Origin of the sequence: Kitasatospora sp. NPDC098663 (assembly GCF_044760075.1) — a bacterium.
GTDB lineage: Bacteria > Actinomycetota > Actinomycetes > Streptomycetales > Streptomycetaceae > Kitasatospora.
In genome coordinates, this window is record NZ_JBIWAP010000004.1 from 50,701 (window position 1) to 75,454 (window position 24,754).

18 protein-coding genes and 1 riboswitch are annotated in these 24,754 nt (G+C 73.4%); of the genes, 10 read left to right on the plus strand and 8 right to left on the minus strand.

All coding sequences use genetic code 11. The features are described from left to right. Nucleotides 1-2 precede the first annotated feature (2 nt). The 3 genes from ACIQVZ_RS05540 to ACIQVZ_RS05550 form a co-directional block, all read right to left on the minus strand. Nucleotides 3-1,526 carry a sugar transferase gene (locus ACIQVZ_RS05540; RefSeq protein ID WP_402447428.1) on the minus strand — a complete coding sequence of 508 codons (1,524 nt, stop codon included), beginning with the start codon at nt 1,524-1,526 and terminating at the stop codon, nt 3-5. A 378-nt stretch (nt 1,527-1,904) separates the two neighbouring features. After that, nucleotides 1,905-3,059 (minus strand): glycosyltransferase, encoded by a 1,155-nt coding sequence (locus ACIQVZ_RS05545; protein WP_402447430.1) that lies wholly within the window; start codon nt 3,057-3,059, stop codon nt 1,905-1,907. A 212-nt stretch (nt 3,060-3,271) separates the two neighbouring features. Next, entirely contained in the window at nt 3,272-3,712 is a 441-nt protein-coding gene (locus ACIQVZ_RS05550) for an SRPBCC family protein (RefSeq protein ID WP_402447432.1), read from the minus strand. A gap of 122 nt (nt 3,713-3,834) precedes the next feature. Here ACIQVZ_RS05550 and ACIQVZ_RS05555 point away from each other — a divergent pair, with 122 nt between their 5' ends. Then, the gene (locus ACIQVZ_RS05555; RefSeq protein WP_350880293.1) at nt 3,835-4,728 is read left to right on the plus strand and encodes a HipA family kinase; all 894 of its coding nucleotides are present in this window, start codon (nt 3,835-3,837) and stop codon (nt 4,726-4,728) included. 130 nt (nt 4,729-4,858) lie between these two features. Here the strand turns inward: ACIQVZ_RS05555 and ACIQVZ_RS05560 are convergent, their stop codons facing one another. The 3 genes from ACIQVZ_RS05560 to ACIQVZ_RS05570 all read right to left on the minus strand — a co-directional run bounded on the left by ACIQVZ_RS05560 (nt 4,859) and on the right by ACIQVZ_RS05570 (nt 9,149). Beyond that, a complete protein-coding gene (locus tag ACIQVZ_RS05560) occupies nt 4,859-6,346 on the minus strand; it encodes a S8 family serine peptidase (RefSeq protein WP_350880295.1) in 1,488 nt (495 codons plus the stop codon). A gap of 208 nt (nt 6,347-6,554) precedes the next feature. Continuing rightward, the gene (locus ACIQVZ_RS05565; RefSeq protein ID WP_402447433.1) at nt 6,555-7,691 is read right to left on the minus strand and encodes an amidohydrolase family protein; all 1,137 of its coding nucleotides are present in this window, start codon (nt 7,689-7,691) and stop codon (nt 6,555-6,557) included. Between the two features lie 3 nt (nt 7,692-7,694). Next, nucleotides 7,695-9,149: a glutamine synthetase gene (locus ACIQVZ_RS05570; protein ID WP_402447435.1), complete on the minus strand. Its 1,455-nt coding sequence runs from the start codon at nt 9,147-9,149 to the stop codon at nt 7,695-7,697. 531 nt (nt 9,150-9,680) lie between these two features. On the opposite strand from ACIQVZ_RS05570, the gene ACIQVZ_RS05575 reads away from it, so the two are divergent. The 9 genes from ACIQVZ_RS05575 to ACIQVZ_RS05615 all read left to right on the plus strand — a co-directional run bounded on the left by ACIQVZ_RS05575 (nt 9,681) and on the right by ACIQVZ_RS05615 (nt 21,290). Beyond that, on the plus strand, nt 9,681-11,456 hold the full coding sequence (locus ACIQVZ_RS05575; protein WP_402447436.1) for a 3-hydroxyacyl-CoA dehydrogenase family protein: 1,776 nt from the start codon (nt 9,681-9,683) through the stop codon (nt 11,454-11,456). Between the two features lie 194 nt (nt 11,457-11,650). Next, complete coding sequence (locus ACIQVZ_RS05580; protein ID WP_350880303.1) at nt 11,651-12,571, plus strand: TetR family transcriptional regulator; 921 nt, start codon at nt 11,651-11,653, stop codon at nt 12,569-12,571. 367 nt (nt 12,572-12,938) lie between these two features. Then, nucleotides 12,939-14,276, plus strand: a complete 1,338-nt coding sequence (gene ccrA / locus ACIQVZ_RS05585) for a crotonyl-CoA carboxylase/reductase (protein ID WP_350880305.1) — start codon at nt 12,939-12,941, stop codon at nt 14,274-14,276. A 10-nt stretch (nt 14,277-14,286) separates the two neighbouring features. Next, the gene (locus ACIQVZ_RS05590) at nt 14,287-16,314 is read left to right on the plus strand and encodes a protein meaA (RefSeq protein ID WP_350880307.1); all 2,028 of its coding nucleotides are present in this window, start codon (nt 14,287-14,289) and stop codon (nt 16,312-16,314) included. Between the two features lie 27 nt (nt 16,315-16,341). Continuing rightward, entirely contained in the window at nt 16,342-17,304 is a 963-nt protein-coding gene (locus tag ACIQVZ_RS05595) for a CoA ester lyase (RefSeq protein WP_371519419.1), read from the plus strand. Between the two features lie 11 nt (nt 17,305-17,315). After that, the gene (locus tag ACIQVZ_RS05600; protein WP_350880311.1) at nt 17,316-17,819 is read left to right on the plus strand and encodes a MaoC family dehydratase; all 504 of its coding nucleotides are present in this window, start codon (nt 17,316-17,318) and stop codon (nt 17,817-17,819) included. 176 nt (nt 17,820-17,995) lie between these two features. Next, entirely contained in the window at nt 17,996-19,198 is a 1,203-nt protein-coding gene (locus ACIQVZ_RS05605; RefSeq protein ID WP_350880313.1) for an acyl-CoA dehydrogenase family protein, read from the plus strand. A 534-nt stretch (nt 19,199-19,732) separates the two neighbouring features. Further along, nucleotides 19,733-20,425, plus strand: a complete 693-nt coding sequence (locus ACIQVZ_RS05610) for a phosphatidylserine decarboxylase (RefSeq protein ID WP_402447439.1) — start codon at nt 19,733-19,735, stop codon at nt 20,423-20,425. Beyond that, nucleotides 20,412-21,290 (plus strand): CDP-alcohol phosphatidyltransferase family protein, encoded by an 879-nt coding sequence (locus ACIQVZ_RS05615; protein ID WP_030059975.1) that lies wholly within the window; start codon nt 20,412-20,414, stop codon nt 21,288-21,290. The genes ACIQVZ_RS05610 and ACIQVZ_RS05615 overlap by 14 nt, the downstream gene beginning before the upstream one ends. Before the next feature lie 81 nt (nt 21,291-21,371). Here the strand turns inward: ACIQVZ_RS05615 and ACIQVZ_RS05620 are convergent, their stop codons facing one another. Together ACIQVZ_RS05620 and ACIQVZ_RS05625 are read right to left on the minus strand one after the other, a co-directional pair. Next, complete coding sequence (locus tag ACIQVZ_RS05620) at nt 21,372-22,805, minus strand: hypothetical protein (protein WP_350880317.1); 1,434 nt, start codon at nt 22,803-22,805, stop codon at nt 21,372-21,374. A 345-nt stretch (nt 22,806-23,150) separates the two neighbouring features. Further along, nucleotides 23,151-24,263 (minus strand): alpha/beta hydrolase family protein, encoded by a 1,113-nt coding sequence (locus ACIQVZ_RS05625; RefSeq protein WP_402447441.1) that lies wholly within the window; start codon nt 24,261-24,263, stop codon nt 23,151-23,153. Between the two features lie 352 nt (nt 24,264-24,615). Further along, nucleotides 24,616-24,748: riboswitch (cobalamin riboswitch) on the plus strand. The last annotated feature ends 6 nt before the right edge of the window (nt 24,749-24,754 follow it).

A 24,754-nucleotide genomic window follows, 5' to 3' on the forward strand; every position in this document is an offset into this window, starting at 1 on the left:
GGTCAGCTCCCGTCCGGGTGGAGCATCAGGACCGCGGTGCGGCACAGGATCTTGATGTCCTGCCAGAGGCTCCAGCTCTCGATGTAGCGGTTGTCGAACCGGGCCCGGTCCTCGATCGAGGTGTCCCCGCGCAGGCCGTTGACCTGGGCGAGGCCGGTCAGGCCGACCGGGACGCGGTGGCGGTCGGCGTACTCGGGGTAGGCCTGGCCGAACCGCATGACGAAGTAGGGGCGTTCCGGGCGCGGGCCGACCAGGCTCATGTCGCCGCACAGCACGTTCCACAGCTGCGGCAGCTCGTCCAGCGAGCTGCGGCGCAGCAGTCGGCCGACGGCGCCCATCCGGTGGTCCTGGGAGATGTTCCAGCGGGTCGCCGACTCGTGTTCGTTGCTCGGGCGCAGGGTGCGGAACTTGAGGACGGTGAAGACCTTGCCGTCGAGCCCGGTGCGCTGCTGGCGGAAGAGCACGCCGGGGCCGGTGTCGAAGCGGACGGCCAGCGCGCAGAGCACCAGGACGGGGGCGAGCAGCAGCAGGCCGAGCCCGGCGGCGGTGACGTCCAGGGCGCGCTTGGCGGCCCAACCGGGGCGGCGCATCGCCGGGCTGCCGACCCGCAGGCAGGGGAAGCCCCACAGGTGGTCGGCTCCGGCCAGCGGGCCGGCGGGCAGCGAGCCGTGCTCGCGCAGCGCGGGCACCAGCCAGACCTGGCAGCCGAGCCGGGCGGCGTCGCGCAGGGCGGCGGCGGTCTCGGCCTCGTCGGCGGCGCCGGCGGTGGCGACCACGTGGTGGATCCGGTGCCGGCGGACCTCGCGCTCCAGCACCTCGCGGCCGCCGAGGACGGGCAGGTCGGTGTCGCCGGCGAGCAGCGGCGGGTCGGCGTCGAGGAAGCCGACCGGGCGCATCCCGTACTCGCCGCGCTCGCTGAGGGCGGCGGCGACCCGGCGGCCGAGGCGGCCGGCGCCGAGTACCAGGACGGGGTTGGGGCGGCTGCGGCGGATCCGCCGGACCAGGTGGTAGAGCACGGAACGGCCGACGGCGGCGATCAGCAGCTGGACGCCGAGCAGGACGGTGAGCCGGGCCGGGGTGGCCGGGCCGCAGTCGGGCCAGCGGCCGTCCAGGCAGCCGGCCAGGGTGACGGCGAAGGCGGTGGCGACGACGGCCCGGACGGCCAGCGCGGGCAGTTCGTCCAGGACGGAGAGGGTGAGCCGGGTGCGGTAGAGGCCGCCGACCAGGTTGAGCACGAGCAGCAGGGGCAGGACGGCGGCGGCACCGAGCAGCGGCGCGAGCGGGACGGCCGGGTCGACGGCCCGGTTGGCGAGGCCGGTGGCGGTGCACAGCGCGATCGCGTCGACCTGGACCAGCGCGAGCGGCAGGGCGAGCCGGGATCGGACCGCCCCGCGGTGCCGGCGGGGCGGCGGCACCGTCCGGGTCCGGGCGGATCCGGCCGGGCGGTCGAGCAGCCCGGTGCCGGGCCGCCGCGGGCCGGACAGGGGCCGACCGGATCGCGGCACGCTGTCGTGGTCAATGGTCATCAGCGCACGAACTCCCCTGCTGTGTGCCCGGGGTGACGGCGCCCCGGCACCGGATGGCGCGGAGCGGCCGTCCCGGCCCGGTGGGCGCGGTCCTGACAGCACCTGCTACCGCTGGCGGCTTTCGGTCCTCTCGCACCGGGCCCGGCCGCGCGGGGCGCGGCCATGAAGGGCTCGGTCGCGAATTCCCGGCATGAAATCGAAACGAAGCAGGCGAAATCCGACAATACATAACCTGGCTGCGTAGGCTGGAAGTTGACTTGCCGTTTCATTCCAGCCGCCCATTAATAGGTATTTCGGATTTGACGCCTCGTCCCTATCCGGTTGAGGGTGCGAATACGACGGCGCCGGACCGGCGGGCATTCACGGCATGTGAAACGATCAGATCCGCTCTGGGACACGGGCCCGGCGCCGCCCGGCCGCCGGACCGGCACCCAGCAGATGGCGGTACAGCGCGTCCACCTGTTCGACCACCGTGCGGACGTCGTGCCGGGCGACCACGTGATCGCGCAACCTCGCCCCGCGCCGTTCACACTCGATCGAATCGGACAGCGCTTCCGCCATTCGGGTGGCGAGCGCGGTCACGTCGTCGGGCGGCACCACCGCCCGCCCCCGCTCGGCCTGGGGCAGGCACTCCCGGGCGCCCGGCACGTCGGTCAGCAGCACCGGACGGGCCACCGCCATCGCCTCCAGCGGGGCCAGCGCCATGCCCTCCCAGCGCGAGGGCAGCACCACCAGATCGGCCGCCGCCAGCCACGGCCTCGGGTCGGGCACGTCCCCGACCAACCGGACCCGGGACGGCTCGGCCGACTCCCGGACCAGGTCCGCCAGCCGGTTCTCCTCGGGACCGCCGCCGACCAGCACCAGCCGGGCCTGCGGCACCGCCCGCAGCACCTCCGGCCAGGCCGCCAGCAGCACGTCCTGGCCCTTCTGGCGGCACAGCCGGCCGACGCAGACCGCGAGCGGGGCGTCCAGGTCCAGGCCCAGCGCGATCCGGGCCGCCCGGCGGTCGGCGGGTGCGTAGTGGCGCACGTCCACACCGTTGGGCACCACCGCCCAGTCCGCGCTCACCCCGGCGGCGACGCCGTCGGCCCGCTCCTGGACGCTGACGCAGAGCAGGCGGTGCGCCCAGCGGCTGGCGAAGCGCTCCCAGTGCAGGGTGGCGGTGGCCAGCGGGCCCTCGACGGCGGCGAAGGACCAGGCGTGCGGCTGGAAGACGGTCGGCACCGCGCCGCGCACCGCCAGCCGGCCGGCCAGTCCGGCCTTGGCGCTGTGCAGGTGGACCACGTCGGGCGCGGCCGCCCGGACGATCCGGCGCAACCGCCACGCCTCGGCGGCGGTGCCCGGGCCCGGCGAGCGCCCGGCGGGCCAGTCATGGACCAGCGCGCCCACGGCGGCGGCCTCCTCGGCCAGCCGGCCGCCGCTCGGGCAGGCGACCAGCACCCGGTGACCGGCCTCGCGCTGCCCCCGGACCAGATCGGCGACGACGCGGGCGACTCCGCCGTCCACGGGCTGTGAAATGTGAAGGATCGTCATATGCACGGCGGCGAGCCTAGGGTGGCTCCCCCGCGCCGGGCGGCCCTCGTCACCCGGAGGGGGGCGGGCCGTCCACCCGTACGGCTTTCCGCTCGTACGGGTGGGCGGGCCGCTCGAATTCCCGGGCGAATTGCCGCGGGAAAGGCGAACTCGGTGAGCTCGGTGAGCTCGGTGAGCTCGCGGACTCAGTGAGCTCGCGGACTCAGCGGACCTCAGCGGACCTCGGCGGCCAGGTTGGCCAGCACCTGGTCGTGGATCCGGTTCAGGCCCTTCGGGGCGAAGGTGCGCTCGAAGAAGCCGCCGATGCCGCCCGCGCCCTGCCAGGTGGCCGAGACGGTGACCTTCGACCGGCCCTCACCGGCCGCCGAGACGGTCCAGGTGATCACCATGCTGGAGTTGGCGTCCTTCTCCACCAACTGGTCGGGCGAGGGCGCCGAGACGGTGAACAGGCAGTCCCGCACGCGCTTCTCGGTGGCCTGCAGCTTCCAGTGCACCTGGGTGCCGGCGCCGGTGCCGCCGACCCGGACCTCGTACTCGCTGTACTGCGGGGGCAGCAGCTTCGGGCGGGTCACCTGGTAGTCGGCCAGCGCCTCGTACACCCGCTCGGGGGCGGCGTCGTAGTCCCGCTCGGTGGTGGCCTGCACCTGTCCCATGGCCTTGCTCTCCTCGTCCGGTGGTCTTCCGATTGTCACCGGCAAGCCAATCACAGCGCCGGGGGCGCAGGCCGACCGGACGGCCCGCGGCGGTGGCGGGGCGCCGGGATAGGGTGGCCGGTGTGCTCGATCTGGTGACAGCAGTGCGCTACGTCGACCCGCTGCGGTCCGGCGGCTCCGTCCCCGGCGTGGTGGAGACCGACGACCTGGGAACCTACGTGGTCAAGTTCACCGGCGCCGCGCAGGGCCGCAAGGCGCTGGTCGCGGAGGTGATCGTCGGCGAGCTGGCCCGGCGGCTCGGCCTGCGCGTCCCCGAACTGCGGCTGGTGGACTTCGATCCGGCCGTCGCCGCGGACGAGCCCGACGCCGAGATCCAGGACATGCTCAAGGCCAGCGGCGGCCTCAACCTCGGGATGGACCTGCTGCCCGGCGCGCGGGACTACCGGCCGGGCATGATCCCGGTGGACTCCGCCGAGGCCGGGCGGGTGGTCTGGCTGGACGCCCTCACCGGCAACGTCGACCGCACCGTCCACAACCCCAACCTGGTGGTCTGGCACGGGCGGCTCTGGCTGATCGACAACGGCGCCGCGCTGATCTTCCACCACCGCTGGGCCACCGCCGAGGCGGCGGTCGGCAAGCGCTACGACCTCAGCGCGCACGCGCTGGGCGGCTCGGCCCCGGACGTCCGGCTGGCCGACGAGGAGCTCGGCCCGCTGGTCACCGTCGGCCTGCTGGAGGAGGTGCTGGCGCTCGTCCCGGACGAGTGGCTGGCCGACGAGCCCGGCTTCGACTCGGTGGCCGCCGTCCGGCACGCCTACGTGACCCACCTGGCCGCCCGGGTGGTGCTCTCCGCGCAGTGGCTCCCGGAGGGCTTCGCCACCCCCGAGCAGCTGCGCGAGGCCGAACGCCGCCGGGAGGCCCGGACCCGGGCCGGCCGGCCCGCCTGGCTCCGGGAAGTCCCGGACCTGCACGGCAAGCCGTCGGTGGAGACCGGCTGGGACCAGCACGTCGAGTGAGTGTGTCGAGGCTCGCCCGGAGAAGTCGGCCGGGCGGGGCACGGGCGCGGCGGCCCGGAAACGACCGGGGAGCGGACCCGGATGGGCCCGCTCCCCGGCTCAGTGTTCAGGTGTCGCCGTGGTCAGCGCGTCAGCGCCACCACTGGACCGCCTTCTCGGCGTTGATGATGCCCGCGCCGTAGAAGCCGTTGTCGTCCGCGCCGCCCTCGCAGGTGGCCTTGTACGCGCCGGTGCCGCCCGGGTTGTACTCGCCCTTCGGGCAGGGGTGCGACTCCGCCTGGTTGGTGAGCAGCTCGGTCAGCTCGTCCGGGTTGGCCCACGGGAAGGTGCTGGCGAGCAGCGCGACCACGCCGACGACGTGCGGGGTGGCCATCGAGGTGCCCTGCATGTAGCCGTACTTGTTGCCCGGGATGGTGGAGAGGATCCGGCCGTTCTTGTCCGGGGTGTCCGGGATCTGGTAGCGCGCGTCGCCACCCGGCGCGGCGACGGTCACGACGCCCTTGCCGTAGCTGGAGTAGTACGCCTTGTCGCCGTTGACGCCCACCGAGGAGACGGCGATGACGCCGGGCAGCTCGGTCGGCAGCGACAGGCAGTCGTTGGTGACCGGGCGGGTCACCTTGGTGGTGTCGTCCGGGCTGGCGACGTCAACGGTCTTGTGCGCCAGGTCGATGTTCTCGTTGCCCGCCGCGGCGACGTTGAGGACGCCCTTGCGCTGCGAGAACGAGACCGCCTTGCGGACGGCGGCGCTGATCGCGGCCTGGTCCTTGTCGTTCGGGCAGTTGAACATCCACGGGTCGACGTAGTAGCTGTTGTTGGTCACCTTGAACTGGTGCTCACCGGCCCACACGAAGCCGCAGATCGCGTACTCCGGGTAGATGAACCCGCCGTCGTCGACGACCTTGACCGCGGCCAGCTTCACGTTCGGGGCGATGCCGACGACGCCCTTGCCGTTCTTGGCGGCGCCGATCGTGCCGGCGACGTGGGTGCCGTGGTCGCTGGTGGTGGGCTGCCAGGACTTCCAGTCGGTGTTCGGCTTGCCGCCGTCGATGCAGGAGACCGACTGCGAGGCGTCCACGTTGGCGGCCAGGTCCTCGTGCGTCGCGTCGATGCCGGAGTCCAGCACGCCGACGGTGACGTTGCGGCTGCCGAGCGAGAGCTTGTGCGCCTTGTCGACACCGATCTGGCGCATGTCCCACTGGTTGGCCTCGTAAGGCTCCTGACCGGCAGCGGGCGCGCCGGCGGGCTCGGCGGCGACCTCGGCCTTGGCCTGGTCGGCGGCGGTGATGCCCTTGGTGCGGCTGGCACCGACGGAGTCGACGCCCTTGGCCTGACGCAGCTTCTGCGCGAACGCGGTGTCGTCCGAGCGGGCGATGACGACGCCGATCTGCTCGTACGAGTACACCACCGAGCCGCCGAGGGCGGTGATCGCCTTCTCGACCTTCTGCACCTGGCCGTGGTTGGCCTTGGTGTTGACGACGTAGCTGAGCAGCGGACCGGTCGTCGAGCCCGCCGAGGGGGCCGCGACGGCGGTGCCGGCCGGGAGCGCGAGGGCGCCGGCGGTGGCGAGCACGAGGCCCACGGCCGCGAACCGGGTCCGGCTGATCCGAGGAACTCTCATAGGGGTTGGCCCTCCCGAGTCGTCATGCGGCAGCTGCGGTGTGGCAGGTGCGCCTGGAATGATCGGGACGCTAATGAATATTCGCTGATAAGCGCAAGAGGTAGTCATCTAATCGTCACATGTTGGCCAACATCGGAACCGAGGAGTCCGGAGGCCCAACACGTCAACAGAGTTGAAGAGTGTTAAAAAGTGACGGTTCGCCGACGTGCTACGGTGCGCCGGGCAGTGAGTACAGCGCGCGGGCGTTGTCCGCGGCGACCAGCCGGGCCAGCCGCTGCGCGTCCGCCGCCGAACAGGCGCCACCCGCCTGCCAGTCGGCCAGCACCGCGCCCAGTCCGTACCGGAACTGGGCGGCGCCCACCAGGTACAACTCGGGCAGCCCGTACGCGTCGGTGGAGAACAACAGCTTGCCGAACGGCGCCAGTTCCAGCATCTCGCCCAGCACCGCCGCCACCCTCGGGCCGGTGTAGGAGGCGGTCAGCCCGAGGTCGGTGTACACCGTCGGGAAGGCCTGGGCCAGCCACCCGGCCTGGCGGTGGTACGGGTAGCAGTGCAGCAGCACCAGCGGGACGCCGCTCGGCTCGGCGGCGCGCACGAAGCCGGTCAGCAGCGACGGATCGGCCCGGTGCAGGGTGAGGTCGGGATCGCCGAAGCCGGTGTGGAGTTGGAGCGGCAGGCCCAGTCCGGCGCAGACGTCCACGGCCGTCCAGAGCAGATGGTGCAGCAGCACCGGATCGGCCAGCCGGCCACGCCCGCCGCGCAGCCAGGCGCCGGCCGAGGCCACCACGGCCGCCCGCGCGGGCCGTTCGGCGGGGGCGGCCAGGCCGTGCCGGTAGGCGAGCACCGACTTGACCGCGACCGCACCCTCGGCGGCCGCCGCCAGCGCCTCCCCGACGGCCTGCGGCCAGGACTCGGCCGGGCCCGCCACCGCCTCGGCCACCGACTCCAGCCGGACCACCTCGCGCACCACCGCCCGGGCAGCCGAGGCCAGTTCACCGAGCGGCAGCAGCGGAAGGCCCGCGGCGTCGGTCAGCCCGGTGTCCACCAGGCAGGTGTCCAGCCCGGCGGCGGCCAGCAGCCGGCGGGTGGCCTCGGCGCCGCCCAGCTCGCGCCGCCGGGCCAGGTAGTCCGCGGCCGGGGCGTGCGCGGGCAGGCCGAGGACGGGCGGGCACCAGCGCCGGACGGCCAGGCCGAGCGCGCTGTCGAAGGGCGAACAGCCGGGCGCGGGCGGTCGGTCGGACTCGGTGAGCAGCCCGGCCAGGGCGTCGTCGGCGAGGTCGGCCGCCACCACGCTGTGGCAGTGGTGGTCGACCAGCGCGGGCACCGCCAGGGCCCCGGCGTCCACCGGTCAGTACCGCCAGCGGGTGGCGGCGACCAACTGCTCGGGGGTGGCGGCGGCGTACTGCTCGCCCTCCGCCCGGCGCACCGCCAGCACCGCCTCGTACAACGGCCCGCCGAGCGCCTCGCGCAGCACCGCCGAACGCTCGTACGCGGCCAGCGCCTGCGCCGGGCCGGTCGGCAGCCGCGGCACCGTGCCGGGCTCGGCGGCGGCCGGGTCCCCGGTGAACTCCGGTGGCAGCGAACGGTGTTGGTCGAGACCGGCGAGACCGGCGGCGAGCACCGCACCGACCGCCAGGTACGGATTGGCGCTGGCGTCGAAGCACTTGACCTCGGCGTTGGCGGCGGCGGCCCGCTCCCCCGCGGAGCCCGTCACCAGGCGCAGCGCGGCCTCGCGGTTCTCCAGGCCCCAGCACTGGTAGGCGCCGGCCCAGTGCGAGGGCACCAGCCGCAGGTAGCCGGCCGGGCTGGAGCAGCCCAGCACCAGGAGTTCGGGCAGCGCGCCGAGCACCCCGGAGAGGAAGCCCTCGGCCTCCGCGGTCAGGCCGTGCGGGCCGGGGCCGCCGTGGCCGAGGTTGCGGCCGTCCCGCCAGAGGCTCAGGTGCAGGTGGCCGCCGTTGCCGACCGCGCCGGGCTCGACCACGGGGGCGAAGGAGGCCCGCAGGCCGTGCCGGGCGGAGACGGCCCGCACGGTGTGCCGGACCAGGACGGAGGTGTCGGCGGCGCCGACCGGGCCCTCGGGGGCCACCGAGACCTCGAACTGGCCCGGGGCGTACTCGGGGTGGATCTGCAGGACGGTCAGCCCCTGCTCGCCGAGGGCGCGCAGGACGTCCCGCAGGTAGTCGGTGAGGTCGGTGAGCCGGTGCATCCCGTACGCGGGGCCGTGCGTCGGGTACTGCGGCTCGTCCTGCGGGCCGCCGGCGAGGGCGACCACCCACTCGACCTCGATGCCGGCCCGCAGGGTCAGCCCGCGCTCGGCGGCGGCGGCCTCCATCCGGCGGGCGAACAGCCGCTGGCAGCCGGGGTGCGGGGTGCCGTCCTGGGTGTGCCGGTCTCCCGGGGCCCAGGCCCAGCCGGGCTGGGCGGCCAGCGGGACGACCCGGTCGAGGTCGGGGTAGAGCCGCAGGTCCCCGGTGGGGCCGCCGGTGCTCGGGCTGGCGGTGATGCCGTCGTCGGCGAGGAAGACGTCGAAGCAGGGTGCGGCGCCGACGCCCCACTGCGCGGCGTGCACCAGGGCGCCGAGCGGGACGGCCTTGACCCGGGTGATGCCCGCGTTGTCCACCCAGGTGAGGGCCACCGCGTCGACGGCGGCGGTGCGCAGCCGGTCGACGGCGGCCTCGGCCTGTTCGACGCGCTCGGCGCACGGGGGCAGCGTGACGGCGGCGAGGTGCCCGCCGAGGCCTCCGGCCGGGCCGGTGGAGCCGGTGGCGGACGCGGCGGGGCCGGCGGCGGTTCCGAGGGTCATGCCCCCATGCTGCCCCGCCCGTCGCCGCCGGGTAACTCCCCTATCGGGTGGTCCCCGTGGACGCCCGTCCGCCCGTTCACCCGTTCGGGTCGCCACCGGACCCCGCCCCGCCGTCCCGATGCCTTTTGTGACGCCCACACCCCTTCCTACTCGCGGGTAGCTTCGCTACAGTGGCCGGACGCACCACCGCCGGGCTACGGGAGCCGCACCGGCGGGGGCCTGCGGTCGCCGTGTCCACGGCGGGCGCGCGGTGCGTCATTTCACCGGCCGGCGCCGCGGACCGCGGCGGGCCGGGTCTCCTCCCTCGTATCAGAGCCGCTTCCTTTCACCCTTGAGCGCCTGAGCACCACGGCACACCCCTCAGTTCGGCCGGAGCGGACCGGCCGCCGCGGCGGTGTGCCGGAACCCGTCATCTCCCCAGCCCCGCGCGCGGACCCTCCCCCGGCGGCGGCCGCCCCCGCCGCACGCGCGGGCGCGGCGGCCCGGCCGCCGGGGCGTGCGCGGGCCCTTCAGGACTAGGAGTCAGGACAGATGGAGCGTCCCTTTTCCACGGTCGCCGTCGTCGGCCTCGGCACGATGGGTGCCGGTGTCGCGGTGGCCGTCGCCAGGAGCGGCCGCCGGGTGATCGGCATCGAGGCCACCGAGGACTCGGCCGCCCGGGCACTGGCCCGGATCGAGGAGGCGACCGCGCACGCGGTCGACCGGGAGCGGATCACCGCCGGGGAGCGCACCGCGCTGCTGGCGCTGATCTCGGTCGGCCACGAGCTGTCGGCCGCCGCCGGGGCCGGGCTGGTGATCGAGGAGGTGCCCGAGCAGCTGGAGCTGAAGCGGGAGCTCTTCGCCGAGCTGGACCGGATCTGCCCGGCGGAGACGGTGCTGGCCACCGGCACCACCGCGCTCTCGGTGACCAGGATCGCCGCCGCGACCGCCCGCCCGGAGCGGGTGCTGGGCCTGCACTTCTTCAACCCGGTGCACAGCATGAAGCTGGTCGAGGTGGTCCGCACGGTGCTGACCTCCCCGCAGGTCGCCGAGGACGCCGCCGCGTTCGCCCGGGACCTCGGCAAGGAGCCGGTGGCGGCCGGCGACCGGGCCGGCTTCGTGGTCAACGGCCTGCTGTTCGCGTACCTGAACCAGGCCGCCGCGATGTACGAGTCCAAGTACGCCTCCCGGGAGGACATCGACGCCGCGATGCGGCTCGGCTGCGGCCTGCCGATGGGCCCGCTGGCGCTGCTCGACCTGATCGGCGTGGACACCGCGCGGACCGTCCTGGAGGCGATGTACGAGCAGTCCCGGGACCGCCTGCACGCGCCCGCCCCGATCCTCGGCCAGCTGGTCGCGGCCGGGCTGCTGGGCCGCAAGTCCGGCCGCGGCTTCTACACCTACGAGGCGCCCGGCTCGTCCAGGGCCGTGGACGCGGCGACCGGCCCGGCGCGGCCCGCGGTGGCGGGCCGGGAGGTCCGCACGGTCGGCGTCTGCGGCTCGGGCACCATGGCGACCGGCATCGCCGAGGTCTTCGCCAAGGCCGGCCGCCCGGTGCTGCTGGCCGCCCGCAGCCAGGAGAAGGCCGACCGGGCCAAGGCGCAGCTGGCGAAGTCGCTGGCGCGCGCGGTCGACCGGGGCCGGCTGAGCGCGCAGGCGCGGGACGCCGCGCTGGCGCTGGTCACCCCGGTCGGCCAGTACGCCGACCTGGCCGAGGTGGACCTGGTGATCGAGGCGGTGGCCGAGGACCTGACGGTCAAGCGCGAGCTGTTCGCCACCCTGGACAAGATCGTCAGGCCGGGCGCGGTGCTCGCCACCACCACCTCCTCGCTGCCGGTGATCAGCTGCGCGACCGCCACCTCGCGGCCGCAGGACGTGATCGGCATGCACTTCTTCAACCCGGCGCCGGCCATGAAGCTGGTCGAGGTGGTCTCCACCGTGCTGACCGCGCCGGACGTCACCGCGACCGTGCTGGAGCTGACCGCCGAGGTCCGCAAGCACCCGGTGGAGTGCGGCGACCGGGCCGGCTTCATCGTCAACGCGCTGCTCTTCCCCTACCTGAACGACGCGGTGCGGATGCTCCAGGAGCACTACGCGACGGTGGACGACATCGACACCGCGATGAAGCTGGGCTGCGGCTACCCGATGGGCCCGTTCGAGTTGCTGGACGTGGTCGGCCTGGACGTCTCGCTGACCATCGAGCAGGTGCTGCACCAGGAGTTCCGCGAGCCGGGCCTGGCCGCCGCGCCGCTGCTGGAGCACCTGGTCGCCGCCGGCTGCCTGGGCCGCAAGACCGGCCGCGGCTTCCGCGACCACGCGCGCCGGTGACCACGTCAGCCGCCGGGGGCGCCGCCGCGCGCGAGGCGGCGCCGCCCGGGGCCGGGTCGGGCCCCGCCAGACCGGGCTGGAGCCCGGGGACGGTGTCCGCGCGCTGGCCCAGACCGGCCGTCACCGGCCCGGTCGCACCCGTCCGTCGGGGAAGGGCCGCGGCCGAACCGCCGGGGCCGTGTAGCGTTCCGGACATGGATCGGGTTCAGTCAGCCACCCCGCAGCACTCCGCCGGACCGCGCGGCGCCGACCGGGCGGCCCCCTCGACCGGGGGCACCGGGCCGGAAGGGGGGCCGGGCAGCCGCCGGGCGGCGGCGCAGCGCCAGCAGATGCGTCAGGACCTGGCCACGGCCGCGATGGAGCTGTTCTCCTCGCAGGGCTACGAGGAGACCACGGTCGACCAGATCGCGGCCGCCGCCGGGGTGGCCCGGCGGACCTTCTTCCGGTACTTCCGGTCGAAGGAGGAGGCGATCTTCCCGGACCACGACGACACCCTCGTCCGGGTGGCCGACCTGCTGGCCAGCGCCGAGCCGGAGGAGCACCCGCTGGACGTGGTCTGCCGGGGCATCAAGGAGGTGCTGCGGATGTACGCCTCGACCCCCGGGGTGTCGGTCGCGCGGTACCAGCTGATCCGTCAGGTCCCGGCGCTGCGCGAGCGGGAGATCGCCGTGGTGGCCCGGTACGAGCGGCTGTTCACCCGGTACCTGCTGGGCCGCTTCGACACCGGGGAGTCCATCCCGTCGGGCTGGCAGCGCGGCGGCGAGGACGACTCGATGCTGGCCGAGGTGTCGGCGGCGGCGGTCGTCGCGGCGCACAACCACGTGCTGCGGCGCTGGCTGCGGGCCGGCGGGCGCGGGGACGTGGAGGCGCAGCTGGACCACTCCTTCGAGGTGATCCGGCGGACCTTCTGGGCCGCCAGCACGCCGGGTGCCAGACGCCGCGGCTCCCTGGTGGCACCGGGTGCCAATGGGGCTCCCGGTGACGTGCTGGCCGAGAGCGCACTGAGTGCCAGCCCTGGAGGTGAGGTGCTCATCACAGTCGCCCGGACGGACGCTCCGCTGGACGTGGTGGTGGACAGCATCCGGGCCGCGCTGAGTGGCGCCAGGGAGTCCTGAGCCCGCTATCCAGCCAGGTCAGAGCGATATCAAGGGCCCGCGTCGAGCAGTCGACGCGGGCCCTTTGGGCACCCCCCGTAGCGCGTTCGAGGGCCGCTCCAGCGCGCCGGAATTCGTGACACCCGGTGTCTTTACGCATGGCACAGGGTGCCACTACCTTGTTACTCACCAGTCGCGGCGCCGCGGCTCCCCACCTCGGCGCGCCGCCGTCCGGCGTTCCCACACCCCGGGAGCAGTGCGCGTTCGGCCCGGTCCACCCCGGGCGCCCAGCCCGACCACCCACCACCCACCTCAGCGAAGCCGGTGTCCGCTCCCGGCTACCCCAGACGCCCTGTGCCCTCACACAGGTACGCCTTCGGAGGCAGCCATGCAGGAAATCCTCGACGCGATCCTCAGCAACGACGCCACGTCGGAGGACTTCGCCGCCGTCAAGCTTCCCGAGTCCTACCGGGCGGTGACGCTCCACAAGGACGAGGAGCAGCTGTTCGCGGGCCTCGACAGCCGCGACAAGGACCCCCGCAAGTCCCTTCACCTCGACGAGGTCGCCCTGCCCGAGCTGGGCCCCGGCGAGGCCCTGGTCGCCGTCATGGCCAGCGCGGTGAACTACAACACCGTCTGGAGCTCGATCTTCGAGCCGGTCTCCACCTTCTCCTTCCTGGAGCGCTACGGCCGGCTGTCGCCGCTCACCAGGCGCCACGACCTGCCGTACCACATCCTCGGCTCCGACCTCGCGGGCGTGGTGCTGCGCACCGGCGCCGGCGTCAACGCCTGGAAGCCCGGCGACGAGGTCGTCGCGCACTGCCTCTCCGTCGAGCTGGAGTCCCCGGACGGCCACAACGACACGATGATGGACCCGGAGCAGCGCATCTGGGGCTTCGAGACCAACTTCGGCGGGCTGGCCCAGATCGCCCTGGTGAAGACCAACCAGCTGCTGCCCAAGCCCAAGCACCTCACCTGGGAGGAGGCCGCCTCCCCCGGCCTGGTCAACTCCACCGCGTACCGCCAGCTGGTCTCGCGCAACGGCGCCGGCATGAAGCAGGGCGACAACGTGCTGATCTGGGGCGCCAGCGGCGGCCTCGGCTCGTACGCCACCCAGTACGCGCTGGCCGGCGGCGCCACCCCGATCTGCGTGGTCTCCAACGACCAGAAGGCCGACATCTGCCGCGCCATGGGCGCCGAGGCCATCATCGACCGCTCCGCCGAGGGCTACCGGTTCTGGAAGGACGAGCACACCCAGGACCCGCGCGAGTGGAAGCGCCTGGGCGCGAAGATCCGCGAGTTCACCGGCGGCGAGGACGTCGACATCGTCTTCGAGCACCCGGGCCGGGAGACCTTCGGCGCCTCGGTGTACGTCACCCGCAAGGGCGGCACCATCGTCACCTGCGCCTCCACCTCCGGCTTCATGCACCAGTACGACAACCGCTACCTGTGGATGTCGCTCAAGCGCATCGTCGGCTCGCACTTCGCCAACTACCGCGAGGCCTTCGAGGCCAACCGCCTGATCGCCAAGGGCAGGATCCACCCGACCCTGTCCAAGGTCTACTCCCTGGAGGAGACCGGCCAGGCCGCCCTCGACGTGCACCACAACAAGCACCAGGGCAAGGTCGGCGTGCTCTGCCTGGCGCCGGAGGAGGGCCTGGGCGTGCGCGACCACGCGCTGCGCGAGCGGCACCTGCCGGCGATCAACCGCTTCCGGAACGTCTGAGGCCCATCCGATGACCGATCAGCACGAGCGCGACCGCCCCTGGCTGATGCGCACCTACGCCGGGCACTCCACCGCGAGCGATTCCAACGCCCTCTACCGGCGGAACCTGGCGAAGGGCCAGACGGGCCTCTCCGTCGCCTTCGACCTGCCGACCCAGACCGGCTACGACTCCGACCACCTCCTCGCCCGCGGCGAGGTGGGCCGGGTCGGCGTCCCGGTCGGCCACGTCGGCGACATGCGCACCCTGTTCGACGGCATCCCGCTCGAACAGACCAACACCTCCATGACGATCAACGCCACCGCGATGTGGCTGCTGGCGCTCTACCAGGTGGTCGCCGAGGAGCAGGGCGCCGACATCGCCAAGCTCACCGGCACCACCCAGAACGACATCGTCAAGGAGTACCTCTCGCGCGGGACGCACGTCTTCCCGCCCGGCCCCTCGGTGCGCCTGATCACCGACATGATCGCCTACACCGTCGGCAGCATCCCCAAGTGGAACCCGATCAACATCTGCAGCTACCACTTGCAAGAGGCCGGGGCCACGCCCGTCCAGGAGATCGCCTACGCGATGTGCACCGCCATCTCGGTGCTCGACGCCGTCCGCGACTCCGGCCAGGTGCCGGCCGAGCGGATGGGCGAGGTGGTCGCCCGGATCTCCTTCTTCGTCAACGCCGGCGTGCGCTTCGTCGAGGAGATGTGCAAGATGCGCGCCTTCGCCCAGCTGTGGGAGAAGGTCACGCTGGAGCGCTACGGCGTCCAGGACCCGAAGCGGCGCCGCTTCCGCTACGGCGTCCAGGTCAACTCGCTCGGCCTGACCGAGGCCCAGCCGGAGAACAACGTCCAGCGGATCGTCCTGGAGATGCTGGCCGTCACCCTCTCCAAGGACGCCCGCGCCCGCGCCGTCCAGCTGCCCGCCTGGAACGAGGCACTGGGCCTGCCCCGGCCCTGGGACCAGCAGTGGTCGCTGCGGATCCAGCAGGTGCTGGCCTACGAGTCGGACCTGCTGGAGTACGGCGACCTCTTCAACGGCTCCGAGGTGGTCGAGGCCAAGACCGCCGACCTGCTGGCCGGCGCCGAGGCGGAGATCGCCAAGGTGCTGGCCATGGGCGGGGTGATCCCAGCCGTCGAGTCCGGCTACCTGAAGTCCAACCTGGTCTCCTCGCACGCCGCCCGGCGGGCCCGGATCGAGTCCGGCGAGGACAAGATCGTCGGCGTCAACTGCTTCGACACCACCGAGGAGAGCCCGCTCACGGCCGACCTCGACACCGCCATCATGGTCGTCGACCCGGCCTCCGAGCAGTCCGTGCTCGCCGCCCTGGAGGCCTGGCGCGGACAGCGCGACGAGGCCGCCGTCCAGACCGCGCTGGCCGAGCTCAAGGCCACCGCGGCCACCGACGCCAACCTGGTGCCGGCCACGCTCGCCTGTGCCCGGGCCGGCGTCACCACCGGCGAGTGGGCCTTCGCCCTGCGCGAGGTCTTCGGCGAGTACCGCGCGCCCACCGGCGTCGGCGGCGCCCCCGTCGCGGTGGCCGCCGAACCCGGCGGGGAACTGGCCGCGGTGCGCGCCGCCGTCGCCGCCACCGCCGAGGAGCTGGGCTCCGGCAAGCTGCGCCTGCTGGTCGGCAAGCCCGGCCTGGACGGGCACTCCAACGGTGCCGAGCAGATCGCCGTCCGGGCCCGCGACGCCGGGTTCGAGGTGGTCTACCAGGGCATCCGGCTGACCCCCGAGCAGATCGTCTCCGCCGCCGTCGCGGAGGACGTGCACTGCGTGGGCCTGTCGATCCTCTCCGGCGCCCACTGCGAGCTGGTACCCGACGTCCTGCGGCGGCTGCGCCGGGCCGGGGTGCAGGATGTCCCGGTGATCGTGGGTGGCATCATCCCGGCAGCGGACGGCGAGGCCCTCAAGGCCTCCGGCGTCGCCGCCGTGTTCACCCCGAAGGACTTCGGCATCACCACCATCATCGGCCGGATCGTGGACGAGATCCGGCTCGCCAACAAGCTCCAGCCCTGGACGCCCGCACCCGCGCCCACCAGCTGACCACTGGGAAGGAACCGACCCACCCTCATGTCAACCGTCAACCGTCTGCGCCCGCGCCGCTCCTGCCTCGCCGTGCCCGGCAGCAACCCGCGCTTCCTGGAGAAGGCCCAGGGCCTCCCCGCCGACCAGGTCTTCCTCGACCTGGAGGACGCCTGCGCCCCCCTCGTCAAGGAGAGCGCCCGCCACCACATCGTCGACGCGCTCAACAACGGCGACTGGGGCGGCAAGACCCGCGTCGTCCGGGTCAACGACTGGACCACCCACTGGACCTACCGCGACGTGATCACCGTCGTCGAGGGCGCCGGCCCCAACCTCGACTGCATCATGCTGCCCAAGGTCCAGGACGCCGAACAGGTCAAGGCGCTCGACCTGCTGCTCACCCAGATCGAGAAGACCATGGGCTTCGAGGTCGGCCGGATCGGCATCGAGGCGCAGATCGAGAACGCCAAGGGCCTGGTCAACGTCGACGCCATCGCCGAGGCCTCGCCCCGGCTGGAGACCATCATCTTCGGCCCCGCCGACTTCATGGCCTCCATCAACATGAAGTCCCTGGTGGTCGGCGAGCAGCCGGCCGGCTACCCGGCCGACGCCTACCACTACATCCTGATGCGCATCCTGATGGCCGCCCGCGCCAACGACCTCCAGGCGATCGACGGCCCGTACCTGCAGATCCGCAACCAGGAGGGCTACCGCGAGGTCGCCCGGCGCGCCGCCGCCCTCGGCTTCGACGGCAAGTGGGTGCTCCACCCCGACCAGGTCGGCGCCGCGAACGAGATCTTCTCGCCCTCCCAGGAGGACTACGACCACGCCGAGCTGATCCTCGACGCCTACGACTGGTGCACCTCCGAGGCGGGCGGCGCCAAGGGTTCCGCGATGCTCGGCGACGAGATGATCGACGAGGCCAGCCGCAAGATGGCCCTGGTCATCGCCGGCAAGGGCCGGGCCGCCGGCCTGGAGCGCACCACCAAGTTCGAGATCCCGGAAAGCTGAGGCCCGACGCGATGCAGTTCGGACGCACCTACGAGGAGTTCGAGGTCGGCGCGGTCTACAAGCACTGGCCCGGCAAGACCGTCACCGAGTACGACGACCACCTCTTCTGCCTGCTCACCATGAACCACCACCCGCTCCACCTGGACACCAACTACGCCGAGCGGACGACGGACTTCGGCAGGAACGTGGTGGTGGGCAACTACGTCTACTCGCTGCTGCTGGGCATGTCCGTCCCGGACGTCTCCGGCAAGGCCATCGCCAACCTGGAGATCGAGTCGCTGCGGCACGTCGCGCCGACCTTCCACGGCGACACCCTCTACGGCGAGACCACCGTCCTCGACAAGTGGCCGTCCAAGTCCAAGGACGACCGCGGCATCGTGTACGTCGAGACCAAGGGGTACAAGCAGGACGGCACGGTCGTCTGCGTCTTCCGCCGCAAGGTGATGGTGCCGACCGAGACGTACGTCAAGGAGCGCGGCGGCGAGCAGCCCGGCCGTCCCACTCCCCTTTCCTAGGACCCCTTTCCCTGGGCCCGTTTCCCAGGACCCGGAATTCCCTGAGACCCCGGAGGGGCAGGCCGCCTTCATCGGCCGACCCCCACCCGGAACGGGGGCCCTGCTGCCGCAGCCACGCCGGCAGGGCCCCCGGCAATCCCCCCCCCGCCCCCCTTTGAACCTTTCGGAGCCGCACGATGGGACGCCTGGCACAGACCGACGGCCTCACCGAGATCCAGCGGGACATCCTCGCCACCGTGCGGGATTTCGTCGACAAGGAGATCATTCCGGTCGCGACCGAGCTGGAACACAAGGACGAGTACCCGACCGCCATCGTCGAGGGGATGAAGCAGCTCGGCCTCTTCGGCCTCACCATCCCCGAGGAGTACGGCGGCCTCGGCGAGTCGCTGCTCACCTACGCCCTGGTGGTCGAGGAGATCGCCCGCGGCTGGATGAGCGTGTCCGGCATCGTCAACACCCACTTCATCGTGGCGCACATGATCAACGCCCACGGCACCCAGGAGCAGAAGGACCACTTCCTGCCGAAGATGGCCGCCGGGGAAATCCGCGGCGCGTTCTCGATGTCCGAGCCCGGCCTCGGCTCCGACGTTTCGGCCATCTCCACCAAGGGCGTCAAGGACGGGGAATTCTACGTCCTCAACGGCCAGAAGATGTGGCTCACCAACGGCGGCACCTCCACCCTCGTCGCGGTCCTGTGCAAGACCGACGAGGGCGCCGGCACCCCGTACAAGAACATGACCACCTTCCTGATCGAGAAGACCCCAGGATTCGGCCCGAACCCGACCGTCCCCGGCCTCACCGTGCCCGGGAAGATCGAGAAGATGGGCTACAAGGGCGTCGACACCACCGAACTGGTCCTCCAGGACGTCCGGATCCCGGCCGACCGGATCCTCGGCGGCGTCCCCGGCCGCGGCTTCTACCAGATGATGGACGGCGTCGAGGTCGGCCGCGTCAACGTCGCCGCCCGCGGCTGCGGCGTCGCCCGCCGCGCCTTCGAACTCGGCATCTCCTACGCCCAGCAGCGCTCCACCTTCGGCAAGAAGATCGCCGAGCACCAGGCCATCCAGTTCAAGCTCGCCGAGATGGCCACCAAGGTCGAGGCCGCCCACCAGATGATGGTCATGGCCGCCCGCAAGAAGGACGGCGGCGAGCGCAACGACCTGGAGGCCGGCATGGCCAAGTACCTCGCCTCCGAGTACTGCAAGGAGGTCGTCGAGGACGCCTTCCGCATCCACGGCGGCTACGGCTTCTCCAAGGAGTACGAGATCGAGCGGCTCTACCGCGAGGCCCCGATGCTGCTCATCGGTGAAGGAACTGCGGAGATCCAGAAGATGATCGTCGGACGCCGGCTCCTGGAGGAGTACCGGATCGCGGAGTGAGCACCGGGTCACCCCGGCTCGACGAGCGGCCCCCCGGGCGCTCCGGGCCGGCTGGACGACCCCTTCCGAACCGCCGGTCGACGGGCGTGCGGGCCCGTCCCGGCCCCCCGCCGTGCCATCACGGCCCCGGCCTGGTCCGCCTGGGTCCGGCACGGCCCTCCGGAAGCGGCCGCAGGGCGTACAGCTGCGGCGACACGCCCCGCGGCCGCTTCCGCACACCCTCGGCAGGCCGTGCCCCGCACCCCCGGCGGACTGCGAACGGCCCGTTCCGCCCACCGGGTTCCGCCGACAGGCCTGTTGAGACAAGTGTCACCAGCCCCGTCCGGTCCCTTGGGAACCGGACCGGGGCGAGCTACGGTCGTAGAGGTGGGACGCGCACACGCGCTTCCACCGGACACGTGAACGAGCAGGCGGGTTGCCCACCCACCGTGTGCTCCCGATAGCATCCACCGGGACAGCAAGCCGTCCCTCTATTACCCGATCCCGCGGTGGCCCCCGTCCAGCGGCCATGATCCCCCGCGACAAAGGTCTTCGATGCCCATCAGCCCGTCCCCTCACTCCTCCGTCACGGACCGCGATGCCCTCGCAGCCACGGCGGCCGGTCGGCGACCCCGCGTGACCATCGCGCGCGGAGCCACCCCCTGGTTCGTCCCCACCCTCGCCACGGCCGCCGTGACCACCGCCCTCACCCGGCGCAGCGGCAAGTGGGCCCTGGCAGCGGTACCCGCCTGTGCGCTCAGCGCGGGCATGCTGTGGTTCTTCCGCGACCCCGAGCGTGAGGTCGGCGCGGGCAGAGTGATCTCCCCCGCCGACGGCGTGGTGCAGAGCATCGACGCCTGGCCGGACGGCCGCACCCGGGTCGCGATCTTCATGAGCCCGCTCAACGTCCACGTCAACCGCGCGCCCCTGCCCGGCACGGTGACGTCGGTCGAGCACGTCGCGGGCGGCTTCGTCCCCGCGTTCAACAAGGACAGCGACCAGAACGAGCGGGTCGTCTGGCACTTCGACACCGAGCTCGGCGACATCGAGATGGTGCAGATCGCGGGGGCCGTGGCCCGTCGCATCGTGCCGTACGTCGCCGCCGGTACCAAGGTCGAGCAGGGCGACCGGATCGGTCTGATCCGGTTCGGCTCCCGGGTCGACACCTACCTGCCGGCCGGCGTCGAGGTCGGCGTCGAGGTCGGCCAGAAGACCACAGCCGGGGTGACGCGCCTTGACCGTGACTGATCCTGAGACAATCGTCGGCCTGGACGACGAGGAGACGGCCCTGCGCCGTCGCCGCTGGGCGCGCGACCGCGAGCTGCGCGCCCCGCGCTCTCCCCAGCACCTGTCCACCGCCGACTTCCTGACCCTGGGGAACGCCGTCTGCGGCTTCCTGGCGATCTACTCGATCACCACCGGGGTCCTCGTCCCGCACATCACCAACCCGGACGCCGCACCCGACCGGCACAGCGCCGCCACCGCGGTCACGCTGCTGCTCATCGGCTCCATGTGCGACCTCTTCGACGGACTGGTGGCGCGCAAGCTCCGCTCCTCCGCCCTCGGAGCGGAACTGGACAACCTGGCCGACCTGATCAGCTTCGGCATCGCGCCGGCCTACTTCGTCGCCGTCTGGGGCATGGTCTCGCAGGGCTCCAACAGCAAGCTCTCGGCGCTCATCGCGATCACCGTCCTGCTCGCGGTCGTCCTGCGGCTCGCCCGCTTCTCCGCCGTCAAGATGCGACCCGGGGTGTTCCAGGGCATGCCCTGCCCGATGGGCGCGATGACGGTCATCGCCATCGTGCTGCTCGACCCGCCGTTCCTGCCCGGTCTGCTCGCCATCTTCGGCGCCGCGTACCTCATGGTCAGCCGGATCGAGTACCCCAAGCCCCAGGGGCTGCTGGCCACCGCCACGCTGTGCTGGATCGTCGTCTCGATCGGCTGCCTCGCGGCCTGGGCGACCGGCCTGCCCGGCGGCGACGCGCTGATGCACGTCGGCGCCTTCGCCCAGATCACGCTCGCCGCGATGGCCCCGCTGCTGGTCATCCGGCGCAAGGTCGGACAGAAGGTCGGCGACGTCCGCGCCAGGCGGGCGGAGTCCCGCCTCGGCTAGTCGTTCCCGTACGCGAGAGGGGCCCGGATCCAGTCGGATCCGGGCCCCTCTTCGTCGTACTCGCTCTTCGGCCGGACAGGCCTAGGCGCCGCCGGTGTGCACGCTGAACGCCGAGCGGCGGGCCGCCCGCGCCACGCCCGGATCCGGGTGCACGCCCGAGACCGCCGTCAGCACCGAGGCCGCCCGCGGGTGCCCCGACTGCCGGGCCCGGGCGAACAACCGCACCGGATCGCCCGCCGCGGCGCCCTCGACGTGGCCCACCAGCAGCTCCGTCTCCCCGTGGTCCAGCACCGCCGCCGCCGTGTCCACCCACAGCCAGGCCGCGTCCTCCGCCCCCAGCACGTCCGCCGGCGAAACGCCCTCGTCGGATCGCTCCGCCAGCCACAGCAGCGCGTACGGGCGCAGCACCGGCTCGTCCACCGACGCCCGCACCGCCTGCTCGGCCGGGCCGCCGGCCACCCGCAGCGCCTCGAAGGCCAGCCCGCGCACCAGCGCGTCGTCCCCCTGCGCCGCGTCCAGCAGCTCCGCCACCGCCCGATCGGCCGGACGGGCCGCCACCCAGGCGCGGAACTCGGCCCGTGCCGGGCCCGGCGAGTAGTCCGCGCAGGCGTTCAGCAGCTCGAAGGCGCTCTGCTCGATGTGCCCGGCCGCGGTCTGCGCGACCGTGCAGATCTCCTCCAGCTTCGCCCGCACCGCCCAGTGGCCCAGCGGCGACAGCTCGGCGGCCTCGTCCCTGCGGACCACGGCCCCGACGGCCGCCAGGCCGTCCAGCATCCAGTCCAGGACCGCGGCCACGTCCGCCGGCGACGGCGGGGTGTCGATCTGCGGCTCCCGGCACGTGCCACGGACCGCCGAGACCGCCGAGGCGGCGTGCGGCACGGGCGACAGGCCCGAACCGTCCGCGCCACCCACCCGGCGCTCGTCCAGCCCCCGGCGCAGCAGCTCCAGCAGTTCGCCGTCCGACACCGGACCGGCCACCAGGTGCAGGAACGACAGCAGCTGCGGCGCCTGGTCCACCGCCTGGCCGGCCAGCACCGCGAACACGCCCCGCAGGGCGGCGGGCGGCACCGGGGCGAGCAGCGTCCAGGCGTCGAACAGTGCCGACCAGCCGCGGACCACCGCCTCGTCGTCGTGCTCCCAGGCGTGCAGGCGCCAACCCGGGACCGCACCGCCGTCCCTGGCCTCCACCAGGCCGACCAGCAGTGCCTGCCCCCACGCCTTGGCGGCGGCGCCGACCGTCATGGCCAGCGCCCGACCCGCCGCACGGGCGTCGTCGGGCAGCAGCTCGCCCCGCTTGTCGACCTCTTCCAGGTCCCCCGCCCAGCGGGCGATCCGGACGGCGTCCACCAGCATCCGGCGGGCCAGCGGCGCCAGCTCGGCCGGCGCGGGGAAGCCCTCCGGTACGGGAACCCTCCCCCGACCGGGCGCCGCAGCGGGCCCTCGTCGGCGGGGTACCCCGGCCCCGCCCGGCTTGCCGGCGGCGGGCCGGTGGGCCGTACCGGGGAGACGGGTCACCGTCGCACCAGTACCGATCGTCGGAGGGAGCGGGGCATCACGGTCGCGCGGATTCCGAGACGTCACGTCGAGCAGTCTTCCCCTTGTACCGGCCTTCTGTCACATCCGGTTGGCTGTACGGACGGGCGGCCGTCGACGGCACCTCCCCAAGATCGGGCAACAATCGGGCAACAGAGGCAAACCGCCTGGCCGGAAACAGGTGGCGGGGTCATGCCATCCCGGCGCAACCCTTGCGGCGGCGGTCGCGCTACCCGCCCGACCGGTCACGCTCCGTGGCTGACGGGTGAGGTTCGGGTTTCGTACAGAGGCCCTGTCGGTGTGACTTCTCGTGCGGGGGGGCTGGGTTCAGAGAAGGGGGGTGAGCCAGCGGCGGAGGAGTTCGGTGTAGTGGGTGGGGGCGGAGTTCCAGAGGGTGGCGTGGTCGGCGCCCGGGAAGGGTCGGAGGCTGACCACGCCGGGGCGGGCGGCGGCGAGGCGCTCGGCGGCGCGGAAGGGGGCGACCTGATCGTCGGGGCTGTGCAGCAGGAGGGTGGGGACGCGCAGGTCGGCGCCCTCGGCGATGCGGCTGAAGTCGGCGAGGTCGACGCCGGTGCGGCCCTCGGCGGCGAGGGCGCCGAGCTCGGCGGCGGCGCCGGTGTAGCCGACCCGGGCGGCGCCGCGGCGGGCGGTGGCGGGCAGGTCGAGGACCGGCGAGTCCAGGACGAGGCCGCTGACGGCATGGGCCCAGGCGGAGCGGGCGGCCGTCTGGAGGGCCATGGTGGCACCGAGGGACCAGCCGTACAGGATGACCCGGCCGGCGCCGCTGTCGAGGGCGAGCCGGACCGCCGACTCGACGTCGCGCCACTCGGTCTCGCCGAAGTGGCCGAGCCCGTCCGGCGAGGCCGGGGCGCCCTGGTCGCCCCGGTAGGTGACGGCGAGGGCCGGCAGGGCGAGGCGGTCGAGGACGGGGAGGACCGGGAGGGTCTGCTGCCGGTCGGCGCCGGGGCCGTGGACGAGGATCACCCAGGTGCCGCGTTTGCCGTCGAGGCGCCAGGCGGGGAGGGCGCCGAGTTCGCCGTCGGCGGCGGTGTCGGTGAAGGGGAGGCCGAGCGCCTCGGTGGGGTCGCCGAGGTGGACGCGGGGGGTGAAGTGGACCTCGGTGCCGGGGGTGAGGGTGCCCCGGTCCGCGCGGACGAGGCGGCGGGTGACGCCGTTCTCGTCGCTGTGCAGGACCTCCTCGACGACGGCGTGGCCGTGGTCGTCCCATTCCACGGCCCAGCGGCCGGGGCGCAGGCTCTCGGGGCGGCGGTTGAAGGTGATCCGGCCCGCGGCGAGGCTCCGCACCAGGACGGGGCCGGACTCCCGGGCGGCGCTCGCCGGGTGGACCAGCCGCTCGGAGGCCCGACGGCCGATCACCAGGACGGCGGCCCCGGCGCCGACGACGGCGGCCGCCACGACGGCCGCGGTTCCCCAACGCATATCGCTCCCCGCTCTGCTGGTCTTGGACCGGACGGTGTCCGGGCGGTGTGCGGACGGTGTTCGGGCACCAGTTCACCGGGGGGCCGCGCGGGCGGCCACCGGGCTGGGCCGTCCGGGGCACGGCGGGGGCTCGGGCGGGGCGGGCGTCAGGCACGGCGGGGCGTCGGGCGGGGCGGGCGTCAGGCACGGCGGGGCGTCGGGCGGGGCGGGCGTCAGGCACGGCGGGGCGTCGGGCGGGGCGGGCGGATCGGAGGTGGCGACGGGGCTCCGAGGTGTGACCAACCCCTCCGTGACCTCGGTTGACTCCCGGTTCGGCCGCGTGATGGGATCCTGGGGCCAAACGGAGGCATGCAGAGGAAGCCGGTGCGAGTCCGGCGCGGTCCCGCCACTGTCACCGGGGAGCACGCTCGGAACATCGCCACGGCGGGCCGTCAGAAGCCGCTGGAAGGCCCGGGGGTGCGTCCGACCCGGAAGCCAGGAGACTCTCGCCC

Coding starts and splice junctions, on each gene's coding strand:
- ACIQVZ_RS05540 (WP_402447428.1), bottom strand. CDS start 1,526: ATGACCATTGACCACGACAGCGTGCCGCGATCCGGTCGGCCCCTGTCC.
- ACIQVZ_RS05545 (WP_402447430.1), bottom strand. CDS start 3,059: ATGACGATCCTTCACATTTCACAGCCCGTGGACGGCGGAGTCGCCCGC.
- ACIQVZ_RS05550 (WP_402447432.1), bottom strand. CDS start 3,712: ATGGGACAGGTGCAGGCCACCACCGAGCGGGACTACGACGCCGCCCCC.
- ACIQVZ_RS05560 (WP_350880295.1), bottom strand. CDS start 6,346: ATGAGAGTTCCTCGGATCAGCCGGACCCGGTTCGCGGCCGTGGGCCTC.
- ACIQVZ_RS05570 (WP_402447435.1), bottom strand. CDS start 9,149: ATGACCCTCGGAACCGCCGCCGGCCCCGCCGCGTCCGCCACCGGCTCC.
- ACIQVZ_RS05575 (WP_402447436.1), top strand. CDS start 9,681: ATGGAGCGTCCCTTTTCCACGGTCGCCGTCGTCGGCCTCGGCACGATG.
- ACIQVZ_RS05580 (WP_350880303.1), top strand. CDS start 11,651: ATGGATCGGGTTCAGTCAGCCACCCCGCAGCACTCCGCCGGACCGCGC.
- ccrA (WP_350880305.1), top strand. CDS start 12,939: ATGCAGGAAATCCTCGACGCGATCCTCAGCAACGACGCCACGTCGGAG.
- ACIQVZ_RS05590 (WP_350880307.1), top strand. CDS start 14,287: ATGACCGATCAGCACGAGCGCGACCGCCCCTGGCTGATGCGCACCTAC.
- ACIQVZ_RS05595 (WP_371519419.1), top strand. CDS start 16,342: ATGTCAACCGTCAACCGTCTGCGCCCGCGCCGCTCCTGCCTCGCCGTG.
- ACIQVZ_RS05600 (WP_350880311.1), top strand. CDS start 17,316: ATGCAGTTCGGACGCACCTACGAGGAGTTCGAGGTCGGCGCGGTCTAC.
- ACIQVZ_RS05605 (WP_350880313.1), top strand. CDS start 17,996: ATGGGACGCCTGGCACAGACCGACGGCCTCACCGAGATCCAGCGGGAC.
- ACIQVZ_RS05610 (WP_402447439.1), top strand. CDS start 19,733: ATGCCCATCAGCCCGTCCCCTCACTCCTCCGTCACGGACCGCGATGCC.
- ACIQVZ_RS05625 (WP_402447441.1), bottom strand. CDS start 24,263: ATGCGTTGGGGAACCGCGGCCGTCGTGGCGGCCGCCGTCGTCGGCGCC.